Source organism: Candidatus Gillettellia adelgis, assembly GCA_020541285.1.
GTDB lineage: Bacteria > Pseudomonadota > Gammaproteobacteria > Enterobacterales > Enterobacteriaceae > Gillettellia > Gillettellia adelgis.
In genome coordinates, this window is sequence record CP047043.1 from 1,045,985 (window position 1) to 1,061,362 (window position 15,378).

Sequence of the window (15,378 nt, forward strand, 5' to 3'; positions counted from 1 at the left end):
GAAAAAACAGAATGCTATTATCCATTTTAGAAGACAATAACGAAGATTTTTGATCGACATACCAAGTGCGCACCACCATCTAGTTGTAACTAGCAAATTATCCTCAAAACAGTAACCTACCTATTTCGTATAATAAGAGAGACATCATCGTATTTTTTAATAATGAGTTAACCACTATATCACCTATATTTTACAAAATTAGATCAGCAACATAAATACTCAAGAATAATCTAGTATTATTTTCAATATAACTCTCTTGAGAGAGCTAAGAGTTTCTAAAACAGCAATTAATTGTGTGTACTAATCAATATAATTTATATATCAACTTTAACGATGTTATCAAGCGTAATCGCAGATTCCTGTAGAGTACACCCAACTTATGAAGTATCTACCTATCAGTTAATCAACGATCGTATCTGCTTTGGAGGCAGCCACCATATTGCTTACTTGATCATGATTAATGCGATTGAATAATCTATTAAACACTTTGATTTGATGTCGCAATAACGGCTGTTGCAAAGTATTCCATTGTAGCTCAGTATTAAGAAACACCTCGCTACGCGCAGCTAACATTGGTAGCACTGGTTTTAGATAAGTCATTAATACACGGAACAAATTGATACCCATAGTACAAATCAATTGTAACTCGGCACCACGGCTTTCTTCCTTTGCCACTACCCAGGGTGCTTGTGTGTCTATATAGCGATTAGCTAGATTAGCCAGCGCCATGATTTCACGAATTGCATGATTAAATTCTCGATTAGCGTAGGCATTACCAATACGGTTTGCCGCATTAACAAACTTGCAATAAAGCGACGGATCAGCTAGTGCATTAGCTAGTTGACCAGAAAAACGGGTGCTGATAAATCTACTACTACGGGAAGCTAAGTTAACAACCTTATTAACGATATCGGTGTTTACACGCTGTACAAAATCTCTTAAATTTAAATCGATATCATCAATGCCTGAAGATGACTTAGCTGCGTAATAATAACGTAGACAATCAGAATCTAAATACTTCAGATAAGTTCTAGCCTTAATGAAAGTGCCTCGTGATTTAGACATTTTAGTACCGTGCACTGTCACGTAGCCATGCACAAAAAGGTTAGTTGGCTTACGAAAGTGACTGCCTTCTAAGATTGCTGGCCAAAATAAACCATGAAAATAGATAATATCTTTTCCTATAAAATGATATAATTCAGTATGAGTATCTTTACGCCAAAACTCATCAAAATCGATATTACTGCATTTGTTACACAAATTTCTAAAAGATCCCATATAACCAATAGGCGCATCCACCCAAACGTAAAAATATTTACCTGGTGCATCTGGTATTTCAAAACCAAAGTAAGGTGTATCTCGGGAGATGTTCCATGTCTGTAGACCAGATATAAACCACTCCTGCATTTTATTCGCTACTTGTTCTTGCAGTGCTCCAGAACGGGTCCATGCTTGTAGCATTGCACTAAACTCCGTTAATTCAAAGAAGAAATGCTCAGAATTACGTATGACAGGCATAGTACCGGAGATTATAGATTTTGGCGAAATTAATTCAATCGGACTATATGTTGCACCACATGCTTCGCAGTTATCTCCATATTGATCCGCTGTTTTGCATCTTGGGCAGTTACCTTTTACAAAACGATCGGGTAAGAACATTCCTTTTTCTAAATCATACAATTGAGAGATGTTACGCTTTTTAATGAATCCATTTTCCTTCAAACGAATATAAATAAGGTTTAATAACTCACGGTTTTCATCACTATGTGTTGAATGGTAATTATCATAACTAATATTAAAATCAACAAAATCCCGTTGATGTTCTTGATTCATTTTTGCAATCATTGCCTCTGGTTGAACTTTTAACTGCTGTGCTCTTAGCATTATTGGCGTACCGTGTGCATCATCTGCACAAATAAAATAAACTGTATGACCACACATACGTTGATAACGTACCCAAACATCCGCCTGAACATGTTCGAGCATATGGCCAAGATGAATGGGACCATTTGCATAAGGAAGCGCACATGTCACTAATAATTTTTTTTCGACTTGAATCATAATAATTATTAACTTTTTTCGCATAAAAGAACTTTTATAGTAACTGATTACATTCTCTGTAGCTAGAGTGGTATCTTAAAATCATACCATAAATAACTTGGTAGCAGCGAGGCAAAAACACAAAATCTATAATACGATATCCCAATTAGTGCTAGAAGTAAGACGCGCTACCATCTATCTATACAACTCGCACTATGGCAACGTCGTTAAGTACTAGAGCGTGGTAGTTCTTATATGCTTTTCTATCAATAGCTTATTTAACTTAAAGGAATGCGAATGCAGCCCAAAATACCTGAACAACACGATTCAAAATCTCTACGCGCTTTACTAACAAGTATATTAACTACTTTTAAACACCCAACATTAAAAACAGATTTAACCGTATTAAAACCTATTCATAAATGCGCATTACTAGACGATGTTCTGCATATTGAATTAATTCTACCATTTGCCTGGCTCAGCGGTTTTGAGTCACTAAAACGCTGCGTAAGCCACGAATTACGATGTGTAACTAGAGCTACCTCCATCAATTGGCAACTTAAGCATAATATCGCTACACTTAAGAGCGCCAATGGTCTGCCTAGCATTAAAGGTGTACGAAATATTATTGCCGTCAGTTCTGGAAAAGGTGGCGTGGGAAAATCTAGCATTGCTGTTAACTTAGCATTAGCATTAGTTGCCGAAGGTGCTAACGTCGGTCTACTAGACGCTGATATTTATGGACCATCTATCCCTACTATGTTAGGCACTACACGTGAACACATAACGTCGCTAGACGGGCAATATATGATACCCATCAAAGTGCATGACTTATTAACTCACTCTATTGGCTATTTAGCTAACAACGATCGTGCTATAGTATGGCGTGGCCCAATGGCTAGCAAAGCGCTCATACAGTTATTGCAAAATACCTTGTGGCTAGATTTAGATTATCTAGTGCTAGATATGCCACCGGGTACTGGTGATATTCAATTAACGTTGTCTAAAGCTATTCCTGTGACCTGCGTAATAATGGTAACTACACCACAGGATATTGCTCTTATCGATGTTAGTAAAAGTATCACAATGTTTGAGAGAATAGGGGTGCCTATATTAGGTGTTATAGAAAATATGAGTATGTATATTTGTAGTCACTGTGGCTATCATGAATCAATTTTTGGTGATAGAGGAGGAGAGAAGCTTGCAAAAAAATATCGTATCTGTCTGCTAGGGAAGATACCGTTGCATCTGTCACTACGTGAAGATTTAGACCGCGGTGCACCAACGGTAGTTAGTCGCCCAAACAGCCGATTTACTATGTTATATCGCCAGATTGCCGGAGATGTAGCCGCGCTGCTCTATTGGAAAGGTAAGGTAATACCATGAAAACCATGCTCTTCGCAGTTACACTGCTCATTTTTATAAAATAACATAATTTATTCACTTCCTATAATAATTAGGATACCTGAATCTCTCTTTACACTAGCAAAGCAGGTTGTTAATTTTATGATTAAAGAGCCATATCAGTGCGTTATTATTGGTATAGCTGGTGCATCTGCCTCCGGAAAAAGTCTTATTGCTAGTACATTGTATCGTGAGCTTAGCGAACAAGTCGGTGATCAACATATCGGTGTGATCCCTGAAGATAGTTATTATAAAGATCAAACGCATTTAACCATGAAAGAGCGCATCAATACTAACTATGACCATCCCAATGCCATGGACCATAACCTACTGCTACAGCATTTACAAATGTTAAAATCAGGTAAAGCAATAGAACGGCCATTATACAGTTACGTTAAGCATACGCGTAGAAGAGAGACTGCACACCTAGAACCTAAAAAGGTCATTATTCTGGAAGGGATATTATTGCTTACGGACATTCGGTTACGCCAGGAAATGAGCTTTTCAATCTTTGTTGATACTCCATTAGATATTTGTCTTATACGCCGTATGAAACGCGATGTAAACGAACGTAGTCGTTTAATGGATTCGGTAATAGTACAGTATCAAAAAACTGTTCGTCCAATGTTTTTACAGTTTATTGAACCTTCAAAACAATATGCTGATATTATTGTGCCTCGAGGTGGAAAGAATCGTGTAGCAATTGATATTCTAAAAGCTAAAATTAGTCAATTCCTTGAATAATTCAGCGTAACGATTAGCCCTCAATCTTTCTGACTCTACCGATAAGTCACTATTCACTTTAACACCAATCGTTCGTGCATAGTATCACACTTCTAACTATCTATGCGCTATAATGGAGAAAAAATGAGATTATGCGATCATCACATAGAAGCTTGGCTAGATAGCGGAAAATTAGTAATATCACCGCGCCCATCGATTCAGCGTATCAACGGAGCTACAGTTGATATCTGCTTAGGTAATCAGTTTCGTGTCTTCCTGAAGCATACTACCGGTTTTATAGACCTTAGTGGCCCAAGGAATCAAGTTAGTGATGCGATTGCTCGTGTAATGAGCGATGAAATTATTTTACCCGAAGGAGAAGCTTTCTTTTTGCACCCTGGGGAACTAGTATTAGCAGTCACCTCTGAAATTGTGACTCTACCAAACAATCTAATCGGCTGGTTGGATGGCCGATCTTCTCTGGCTCGACTGGGATTAATGGTGCATGTTACAGCTCATCGCATTGATCCTGGTTGGCACGGATACATTGTGCTAGAATGCTATAATTCAGGTAAGTTACCGCTAGCATTACGTCCTGGAATGTTAATCGGCGCACTGAGTTTTGAAACATTATCTGGGTTAGCTACACGTCCTTATAACCATCGCCAGGATGCTAAATACTACGACCAAAAAGGCGCGTTAGCTAGTCGCATTGACAAAGACTAGAGACGTGTAATTATACAGCATTTCTAGAAAGATTAATGATTATGCTGGTTGCATTAATTATAGAAATGTCTAACTTAACACTCTTAATGCATCTGGTGTTCTTGTTTATATAGTTAAAATGAGAATAAGATTCTATCAGTTCATATTCTTCGGTAATCTTCATGATTATATTTCCTTAATTCAACATTCTACCAGCTACATCACTTTACCAAGCAGAACACACTAAAATGTAGGTAGTGCACACTCATAACATTCATCTGTACATTAAATTATTACCTGTCTTATCTTGCTGTTTTTATCAAACGATAAGTATCACACTATACTATTGTTAACCGAAACCGGCAGAAAAAAGAATGCACTTTAACTGAGGTGCCATTTATATTCATCAACTCTATCATTAGATAGACGAATATATTATAGATATAATATATAAATGAACTTAGAGTTATAAATAGAGTGCACATTTACTAGCTTATTAATAATTAAAATTAGAGGCATGAACCTTGATCTAAAATAATAACTAGAGATAAATGTATAAGTTAAATTATAACCAGGAAACTTGCAGTAGACAGGATCTGATTGTTACAATAATAGTTAATATCGATTGACAATATCATCTGATCAGATCTATAAGAAATTCATTTAATTTCATTATAAATTAGCACGAAAATATCTTGCATAGCCATATTAAGATAAAAGTTATATATGAGAGGCATATTGACTAATATGATTATATACTACATATAGTTAAGTGAACATTAGCACAAATAACAATTAGTATATCACAGATGTAGCCGCAACTTATTCAGGTAATGCGAACCTTCCTGATACTATGATCTTCAACTAACCTATATCTAGATACACTGTTCTATTGAACATAGCATATAAACGCCGCTAAACTATCAACAAACTTTTACACCAGTTATCGCTAGTCACATTAATAACTAAACTAGGATTTCACTATGCTATGCACTTTTAATACAAGCATATTTTACGAGTTGATGAATGGGTATATCACAGCACATACGTCACCTTGCTAACTATCAAAGTTAATCATAAGACAGTCTACTTAGACTGTATAAAATTTTTAGATCTATCATCCGTAAGATGTTTTCTTTACTAGTTTTTTAAATATATCTCGCAATAAATGACAATTACTATCAATCTAAATTGCAACAAGTTAGACTAGCATGTGGTGTAACAACGTTTAATATTCTACAAGTCATCACTAAAATATAGCATATAAAGCATTAACAATGCACATCTTAAACCACTCTATTAATGCATCTTTATATTAAAGACAGTGATTCATTGATCATACAAAATAGAGAAATTGTACAGTTTAAACGTATAATCACGCATCTAACAAATAACAGTATACAGAATCAAGCGTGCACAAAGACACAATGTTTATTCGTATTATATGGCCACCAAACACTTAACACCGACAGTTACCCTTCAAGAAAGCAACATTAAAAACGCAAAAAGATAAATGTCGAGGCTTTGCTGTTGAAGCTAAATGACATAGATACATGGATACTATAAATAAAAAAAATAATAGTACGATATAATTTTTTAATATATGCACGGCTAACCATTGGATAAACAATAACGAGTTTTTTTAAAAAATAAAAAAATCACCTATGCTTTGAAGTTGTATAGCTTCATAGTTCGAGGTTAATTATTAACTACACCTTAATTAATATTGCACAACACCATAAATAACAAAACTAATAACATATGCAGATTTTTACATTAAACATAAACAACTATCAGCATAGCAAAAACTAAAATTATAAGACACACTGTAATTGACTATAAATTAAGTACATCCTCATAATAGCAAGGTTAACACCGTTTTTTATACTTTATCATTAAGTTCTCGCGATGAAAGACAGGTAATTTTTACCTTTAAGATACGATGACTATTAACTTCTAACAGTTCGAATAAATAATCTCCAATGCATAGTTGCTCGCCTTTTTGTGGAATACGTTGACTATGTTCCATCAGTAGACCTGCTAATGTATGATATTCACGTTTATCGTCCAATAATAATGGTAAATACAGTACTAGATCCTCAAGTGGCATATAGCCATTAGCAGTCCAACTGCCATCTTCATTTTTCTTAATGTCATGCCGTGCATCTATGCTCTCACCGTCTTCTGGTAAGTTACCAGCAATAGTTTCCATAACATCCGTTAAAGTCACTATGCCTTCAATAGAACCAAACTCATCTACTATAAAAGCAAAGTGCGTTTTCGCTCGACGAAACTGCTCTAACGCACTCAGTAATGTAAGTTGTTCGGGGAAAATCATCGGTTGGCGCACTAGGCTATGCAATGCTAGCGGTAGCTGAGCTAACTGTTGTTTTAGTAAGTCAATAGCATAGATCACACCCAAAGGTTCATCATTCATACTATTTTCGACTACCACAATACGTGTATGTAAATTTCTCTCTAATAATTGAGTTAATTTTTCTGGTGGAGCATTTAATTCGAGATATTCCACGTCATGGCGGGAAGTCATGATACTGCTAACCGTACGTTGAGCCATTCCCATTACGCGCTCGATCATATGACGTTCTTGCTGATTAAAAACTTCACCACTTGCGCTATCAGCCAGTAAGTTAGCGCAGTGGCTATCAATTTCTGTTCCTTCATGCTTGCCGCTCAACATATACAGTACCGCTTCTGCAGTACGTTCACGTAAGGAACGTACTTTACATAAAAATCGGCGACGATTAAATTGCGCTAATCGATTTAATGCTTCAATAATTACCGAGAAACTAATTGCTGCATATAAATAGCCTTTTGGAATAAAATAACCAAAACCTTCAGCAACTAGGCTAAAACCAATCATTAAAAGAAAACTTAAACATAAAATAACGATAGTTGGGTGAGCATTAATAATGCGAGTTAATAGTTTGCTGGCTAACAACATGAGGCTAACAGCAATACAAACAGCAAGCATCATAACTGCTAGATGATCTGCCATACCAACGGCAGTAATCACAGAATCTAGCGAGAACACAGCATCTAATACAACGATTTGTGCCACTACTGCCCAAAAACGAGCGCCTTTTCGTGACCTTGATTGCTCTTCATCCTGACCTTCCAGTCGTTCGTTTAACTCCATAGTAGCTTTAAACAACAAAAACAACCCACCAATAAGCATGATGATATCACGACCACTAAAACAATGTCTAGAAATCACGAAAAACGGCTGAGTTAGTGTAGCTAGCCAGGAAATAGAGGTTAATAGCATTAACCGCATTAGCAGTGCTATGAGCATGCCAATAAATCTAGCTTTATCCCTTTTTTGTTTAGGTAGTTTTTCTGAAAGAATAGTAATAAAGACAAGGTTATCGATACCCAGGACGATTTCCAACACCACTAAAGTGGTTAAGCCGATCCAAATTGTTGGATCTGCGATCCATTCCATACGCCCAATCTCACCTGTCAGTTAGACGGCTTATGCCGCACAGAAATGATGGGTATTATAGTGATAAAATTCAACTTTAATAAAAAAATTGCAGGTGACACAGATGTTTATTGTGGTTAAGATAAGCGATAAACATTACTACATTCGCTGTTTACATGACTTCCTATCCTTTTAAGAAGTAACACAGTTGCATTCATGCGTTTTAAGGAGTATTTTGATTGTAAGGTATATTTTTAATATCATTAAATATTATTAATTATTTTATAATAAAAAGTTTTTGCTAAACACCTATTTTAGATAGCACGTTACCGCGGATAATCTTGACGCGCTTATGCTGTCATATTTTTAGTTTTAACAGTCTTCTTACCGAAGAGAGAAGTTGATTATTCAGCGTATTTAACAATACTTGTACTGCAGCGAGCACTCACCCTTGAATTTAATCTCTCTATGCCCACATTCGTTAATTACTGCGATAAGCGTAGAGAGATGATATACGTAAATTTTGTAATATAACTACTCTAAACTCACCATTTAGCTTTTAAATTTTGCTAATTTCGCGTGATTCCTATTGCGCATGACGTAATTTTTTATTATAATATTGCTTTTATAATATTCCTTGCATCTTCTTGATGATCATGCGATAGAGATACTATAAATAATCATTGATATTGGTTGTAAAATTAAGAATTAGTGTGCTAACTAGCGAATTGCTATATCTCAATTGAATTCACATGATTGAGCTATTGCTCAAGTACGCATAACGGCATATAACAGGTTATCACATAGAGTGATTATCACCTCCGATATGATTAGTGCTGAGCGTCAGCACATGTGTTACCCATAACACCTCTAACACCATCACTATTAAATAGTTAATGACGGTAATGGAGTAAAGTAGATTAATCCGATTTAGAAACAATTGTTTGCTCTTTATGATATTCATATTCAATATGATATTGTTTATTCATATTGATTTAAAAGAGCCATGAACGCTTCCTCGGTTGCACACAGCACCATGATGAGATCACTGGAATATCGTATCGTACCAGTTATCCATGAAACAACACAGTTTTTATCGCCAAGATTACACTAGGCGACTAAACAACCAATCGGCGTTGACAGTTATTTTCCTAGGCAAATAAGGTTTTGATACTTACCGATCAGTAAAAATTATGTATTATAAATCCGTGCATACCCTATAAGATAAAATGATCCGCGAAGTATGACACATCGCTGATACATTGTATTTGATGGATAGACAGAGTGTTTTGGATGAAGTACTAGAAAGATGGGGTGCTAAATTACAGGCAATTGATATAGTGTGCCATGCCAATAAATATAGTGATTGCTACTAGTGATAAATCTACAGTAGTAGAAGATGTTATTACAGGAAAGCCGGTAGGAACTCATTGCATGCATGCGAACACCATTAGAATACCAAAATCTCTAGATCTTTCGTACTATTAGACGGTGAAATTACTATCAATATGTAGAACGATTGTAGGAAAAATAACACACAGCAGTTCACAGACACTAAAGCATCTACGGAATACAGTGCGTGTGACTTTTTATATAGTAAGGTATCTGTATACGCACTGTGATAAATGTAATATGGAACATAGCATCAGTTGCTATACCAGCAACGCGATGCGTATAATGCTAGACACAGTACACAAGATCACTTAGATATTTAGTAACAAAAGAAGCTGAGTAAACATACATCACGATGATATACGATTACGTTAAGTCGTGATTATTCTGTAGAAGACAGGGAAACACGCCAAAATAAGCTTCGAGGGATCTGGCATGACCAAGTATAATCAAAAACCAAGTACTATGCGTAATAATAAAATTCTAGAAATTAGAAGTAAAATAATTTAGATACTAATAAAAGATATTACGCAAGTATGTTATACAGGTATGGACTCAGCGTTTTTTTGATTGACTTCTTTGCGCCTTCTTTTAACGCCGAAACAACTTACTGTAAGTTTTAACGACATGCGACATGTGTATCATCTAAGAGATCCTATTGATACATTACTGCATAGCACCTTACTAGTGAGTAGGCTAAACACTAGAATACGATCGTGTACCATTCGGTATTATTACTACAATATATGCGGAACGACTAAACATTACTCTTGATATTGCTAATCAATGTCTAACAACCGAAAATCACTCATGCTTTATAGTAACCAAGATTTACTACACTAATTAGATAATAATACGCGTAATCTAAAAAGCATGCAGGCAATATAGCCTACTAATAGTAGTACCAAAAAAAATTGCCAACCCAGATCGCACGTTAGTAATAACACTCCTACGCTTAAATCGCTATACTGATACACTAATCCCACTAAGTAGTATTCCCTTTTATCTACTGCTACACAAAGAATCAACTGTTCCAGTGATCACTGCTAAAATTCACATTGACTATATTTATATAGACAATGATATTGATATCGATAAAGTAATGACAATAATGCAAATATAAAAATCCAGCAGCCAAGCGCTTGAATCTCAGTTGAAACACTACTAGTCAATCGTTATATCGCAACAATGTTTTACTACTTCTATACGCAAGGATCATAGTATATGATGCAACATGATATGCGAAAGAATACCATACTGCTATTGTAATATGAGTTAGAGAATGCACAAACAATGATGTAAGAGGAATACGATAAAGCATGGCTATCACTGAATCTAAACATAGCACTAGTAGTCGATATCAATCAGGACCATCAACCATATCCGCGCATATGGCATACACCACTCTGATGCGATTCTTACTCACTCTTCAAGTAGTAAAATTGAACACTGTGTGCGTGCTATAGACTTTTAGCAATATATGTCAAGCTAACACACCTTTTTCACCGTTGATAGCCTGCGGTATGAACAGAGAAGTAGCCATTAGCACTAAAAAGCTACATGTCTGAATTTGATTGGATTTAATATACTAACTATATATAAATGAATTAGCTATGACAAAAATCTAAAACGCAATTAAATTTTGCTGACAGACCATATCGTATATAAATTAAAATGATAGATAGATAGAATAGTTGCAACTACTACTTTTATCTCTAATGTAGCTCCGTAAAATATATAGTATGCTTTGAGCAGCACTCAATCTCTTGTTTGACTTCTACGCTCTAAAAGAAATTAGACAAGATATAATTTTAACATTCTTTTCTATTGAATAGAATAGCAAGTTAACTACGTTTATTTTAATTAATATTAATCTTATTTAATAGATAAAAAACTATAACGCACAATAAGTTAGGATTAATTTATAATAAGTCACATTCATTTAACATGGCAGGCAAGGCGTCGTAAATACTGCCATAAATTTCTACGTAAATTTCATCGATAATCATCCAAACTACATACACACCTTGATAGCAGAGCATACAATGCTCATCAAACTACTATATTGATAGTGTAGGTTTACTAAATCGTTGTTGACCGTTGAAAAACTAAATGCGCAATACCAGATTATTTATGATATTAGATTTATAATATTTATCCCAATCACTCACACTACGGAACCTCTAAGTTGAGACACTAAATCTAACTAACGTCATGTAATTATTCTAAAAAGACATGGCTAAAAAGTAAACGTCATTCTTATACTGAAAGAACCTCAGCTATCGTTATACACTTTATGGAGTTACCATAGTTTATTAGCAAATCACTAACAAACACACTAGTCGCCACTATATGACTAGTGTCATAGTATATTGAAAATGATAAAAAATAATAAAAATATTAACCTGCTCAATCATCTAAATTTTTAGATAATTATATAAGATACACTCAACCTCGTACGGGAACTGTATTTATCTTAAAGCACATGAATGCCAAGATTATCTTGGAATGTTGAAAAGCTTATACGTCTTTTAACTGGTAGACTAGTTGACACGAGCACGAGTAGAAATACCTTGCACTATGATAACGCTCTGGATGGTTTAAGAAATGCGGTAATGATGTCTGCACTTAGATTGCATAACATAAGATGATCGGTAGATCAAACAGTTTAAAGTACTTCATATAGATACAAAAAAGCTATAAGCATTTCCTGAAGGAAAATACGGGAAAAGAGTATGACCACCTTATTCTTTATGCTTTTCAACAGATCTCATCTACATTATTGTGCCATCTGACTGCGCAACCAATGCAATACCGGTTTAACCTTAGGCATAATACCATGCCAGAGAAAAAATGCATGAGCCGCCTGACCTACCAGCATTCCTAAACCATCAGCGTAATTCCTGACCCCCTGTTGCTGCGCAAAAAGAAGAAATGGCGTTCTTCCCCTTTTCTGATAGCAAATGTCATAACAGCGGGTATAACAATTTAGGACGCCATCTGGTAAAATAGGTATTTCACCGTTGATACCAGAGGTCGTAGCATTTACTATTAAATCAAACTGTCGCTGCTTATTAAGTTGATTAATGGGTTGCGCTAAAATCGTACCAAGGTGTTGAAACGCTCGAACTAATTCCTGTGCCCGCTTAAAAGTTCGATTGGTAACTGTTATTGTGCATCCAAAAGACAAAAGCTCTAAGATTGCACCGCGCGCTGCACCACCGGCTCCTACTAGCAAAATATGATCTTGCGGCCAGATTAATTTTTGATATTTCAGGTCGGTTAATAGGCCGATACCATCAGTATTATCTCCTAACAAACCACCTGATGGTAATACTTTAAGCGTATTTACAGCCCCAGACAAGGAAGCGCGTACACTACACTCAGACGCTATTTTAAAAGCACGCTCTTTAAAAGGTGCAGTGATGTTCGCCCCTTGACCACCAGCACTAATAAAAGCGTTTAAACTGGATTCAAAGTTTTCTAAAGAAGCCAATACAGTACCGTAAGAATGATCAATCCCGGTTTGCGTAGCAAATAACGCATGAATCAATGGTGATTTACTGTGGCTAATAGGATTACCAAATACTGCAAATTTATCCATGCACATTACCTTTTCTAACTCTGTCGGAGCTGTTTTCCACTTAAAGCATCTCTGATTTCTGAGGGGTGCAAGCAAGAACCAACACTACCACATAAAACCGGAAATGTAGCTCCAAATTGCTGTTTTACCTCATCTAAATTACGACATGGTTCTCGCTGGCTAAAATTAGCACTCGTTGATACCAACGGTTTTCCATACTGACGACACAAGTTCTGTATCGGCAAATGGGCGCTGACACGTACCGCTAGTGAATTAAAGAGCCCCGTTAGAAAACGCGGAGTTTCAGGGCGAGCAGGAATTACCCAAGTTACAGGATTAGGCCAGCTTTTTAAGATTATGTCACGTTGCTGCTTACTTAAGACGCTGTCATCAACATACCGGATTAACTGCTGATAGTCAGAGGCAATAAGGATTAGTCCCTTCTTCCATGATCGCTGTTTTAATTGCAATAACCTATTAACTGCTTGACTGCTATCTGGGTCACATCCTAAGCCAAAAACAGCTTCGGTAGGATAAGCAATAACTTGATGATTATATAAAACATTAATAATAAACGCGAGATTCGAAGTACATTCTGATTTCATTATATAATTATTCAATAAATATTGCTAGTTTCTGAAACGTTTATTAAATCAACAGCATGTGAATCTTTTATGTATGTTTTTCCATAAAAATGTAATGTGACTCATTAAAGATAATGAATGTTTCATAAGACTATCTTACCTGATAAGCATGAGTATTACAATTTCCAGAAAATAGATGACAGAATATATACTGTTCCATAATCAGTAACGCAATAAGAAAAAATACGATTGTATAAAGTTTCATATTGACTTAGAAATATTATACTTCAGAGTTATTTTTCCTCTTCTCTTGTACGAGATATTCCTTGTCTTAGCATATTAGTTAAGACTGAAAATAGGGAATACAGGTCAAAATAGGCGATTTAATTAGTGATCTAAGCGTAATATATACTGCGGAGCTCATTAATTGTTTATGCGTAAATTTTCTATTAACCAAACAGATTATCTTGCAGATAATGAATACATTCCGCAATATCTGCTATATTATTTTCGTAAGACTAAATAAATACATTCTGATAACCTTATTTATAGGAAACTATTAGATTGCTGTTATACATGTGGTAACTAATGCAATAAGCACTCCTAAGAAACATACATATCTAAAAATGAAGCTAAGACAATAAAACTGTTGGCTAAGCTATGGTATGCACGCAAAGTATAAAAAACCTACTATATTCCTGATTTTTAGATACCTGCTCTAAAATCCTAAAAAAACAAACAAAAGGAGTTTATATATCTATTAAAATAGCATAAATATGTTACGTTTGAATAATGCAGCTAAAACAGTGGTACTTATATAGGATAAGCTAAAATATGAAATATTGTCCCTTTTATCACATCTAAGGATATTTACCGAATAAAACAAAACATACTTTATATATTGCGAGGCTAGTTATCATTATAAAACACCGAAAAACTTAGAGAATTAGTGATGAACAAGAAGGTTGTAGATAATGAGTACCTTGCCGTAATAACAGTATTATATGAAAAATATTATATTTCTTTTGCAATATATAATCAAAGCTGAGTTGACATATAATAACGCAAGCTGAATGCGTACTTTAGGTAGTACAGGATACAATGTCAGGTGAATCGGATATAATGATTTACTAATAGTCAAGAATACTAAGAAAAGAAATAGTATTCGTTGAAAATATTTTAAACGTGTTGCAAGTGTACGTTTTTACACAGCATACATTACGAGATATACGAAACAACTTTATCGCACGGCTTTGTCTATAATCTGACATTTGAATTACAGGCTGTATCTCAAAGAATCGTATTGCAATTAATAAGTACTCTATTGAAATATATGTAAATCAAAAGGATAGTAAAGATTTTGCTTTTATCCTGATGTGGTGACATCACTTTTAAGAGTTTGTAAAAGCTTTGGGTATTAGTTAATCCTATATAATAATTTTCACACACTAAAAAACAATCGTACACAATTTCACAGATAAGTGACACTAAACTATCGGAGAACA

General features: G+C 35.1%; 7 protein-coding genes and 1 pseudogene. 4 read left to right on the top strand and 4 right to left on the bottom strand.

The annotated features are described in order from the left end of the window. Positions 1-411 precede the first annotated feature (411 nt). Positions 412-2,061, bottom strand: a pseudogene (metG, locus tag GIY03_RS02365) (methionine--tRNA ligase); the annotation flags it as partial. A gap of 276 nt (positions 2,062-2,337) precedes the next feature. Here metG and apbC point away from each other — a divergent pair. From apbC to dcd, 3 genes are all read left to right on the top strand, one after another. Beyond that, positions 2,338-3,426 carry an iron-sulfur cluster carrier protein ApbC gene (gene apbC / locus GIY03_RS02370; protein WP_457913534.1) on the top strand — a complete coding sequence of 363 codons (1,089 nt, stop codon included), beginning with the start codon at positions 2,338-2,340 and terminating at the stop codon, positions 3,424-3,426. Positions 3,427-3,546: 120 nt separating this feature from the next. Continuing rightward, positions 3,547-4,188: a uridine kinase gene (gene udk / locus GIY03_RS02375; RefSeq protein WP_457913535.1), complete on the top strand. Its 642-nt coding sequence runs from the start codon at positions 3,547-3,549 to the stop codon at positions 4,186-4,188. 123 nt (positions 4,189-4,311) lie between these two features. Beyond that, positions 4,312-4,893: a dCTP deaminase gene (gene dcd / locus GIY03_RS02380; RefSeq protein ID WP_457913536.1), complete on the top strand. Its 582-nt coding sequence runs from the start codon at positions 4,312-4,314 to the stop codon at positions 4,891-4,893. Positions 4,894-6,754: 1,861 nt separating this feature from the next. Here the strand turns inward: dcd and GIY03_RS02385 are convergent. Continuing rightward, positions 6,755-8,335: a TerC family protein gene (locus GIY03_RS02385; RefSeq protein ID WP_457913537.1), complete on the bottom strand. Its 1,581-nt coding sequence runs from the start codon at positions 8,333-8,335 to the stop codon at positions 6,755-6,757. Positions 8,336-9,661: 1,326 nt separating this feature from the next. Here GIY03_RS02385 and GIY03_RS02390 point away from each other — a divergent pair. Beyond that, entirely contained in the window at positions 9,662-9,802 is a 141-nt protein-coding gene (locus GIY03_RS02390; RefSeq protein WP_457913538.1) for a hypothetical protein, read from the top strand. 2,683 nt (positions 9,803-12,485) lie between these two features. Here GIY03_RS02390 and aroE read toward each other — a convergent pair. Together aroE and GIY03_RS02400 are read right to left on the bottom strand one after the other, a co-directional pair. Further along, entirely contained in the window at positions 12,486-13,310 is an 825-nt protein-coding gene (gene aroE / locus GIY03_RS02395; protein ID WP_457913539.1) for a shikimate dehydrogenase, read from the bottom strand. A gap of 14 nt (positions 13,311-13,324) precedes the next feature. Continuing rightward, complete coding sequence (locus GIY03_RS02400; RefSeq protein WP_457913540.1) at positions 13,325-13,894, bottom strand: Sua5/YciO/YrdC/YwlC family protein; 570 nt, start codon at positions 13,892-13,894, stop codon at positions 13,325-13,327. Positions 13,895-15,378: the final 1,484 nt, after the last annotated feature.

What these genes read in the sequence shown, in the direction of transcription:
- GIY03_RS02390 (WP_457913538.1), top strand. Translation starts at nt 9,662, where the DNA reads ATGCCAATAAATATAGTGATTGCTACTAGTGATAAATCTACAGTAGTA.
- apbC (WP_457913534.1), top strand. Translation starts at nt 2,338, where the DNA reads ATGCAGCCCAAAATACCTGAACAACACGATTCAAAATCTCTACGCGCT.
- aroE (WP_457913539.1), bottom strand. Translation starts at nt 13,310, where the DNA reads ATGGATAAATTTGCAGTATTTGGTAATCCTATTAGCCACAGTAAATCA.
- udk (WP_457913535.1), top strand. Translation starts at nt 3,547, where the DNA reads ATGATTAAAGAGCCATATCAGTGCGTTATTATTGGTATAGCTGGTGCA.
- GIY03_RS02400 (WP_457913540.1), bottom strand. Translation starts at nt 13,894, where the DNA reads ATGAAATCAGAATGTACTTCGAATCTCGCGTTTATTATTAATGTTTTA.
- dcd (WP_457913536.1), top strand. Translation starts at nt 4,312, where the DNA reads ATGAGATTATGCGATCATCACATAGAAGCTTGGCTAGATAGCGGAAAA.
- GIY03_RS02385 (WP_457913537.1), bottom strand. Translation starts at nt 8,335, where the DNA reads ATGGAATGGATCGCAGATCCAACAATTTGGATCGGCTTAACCACTTTA.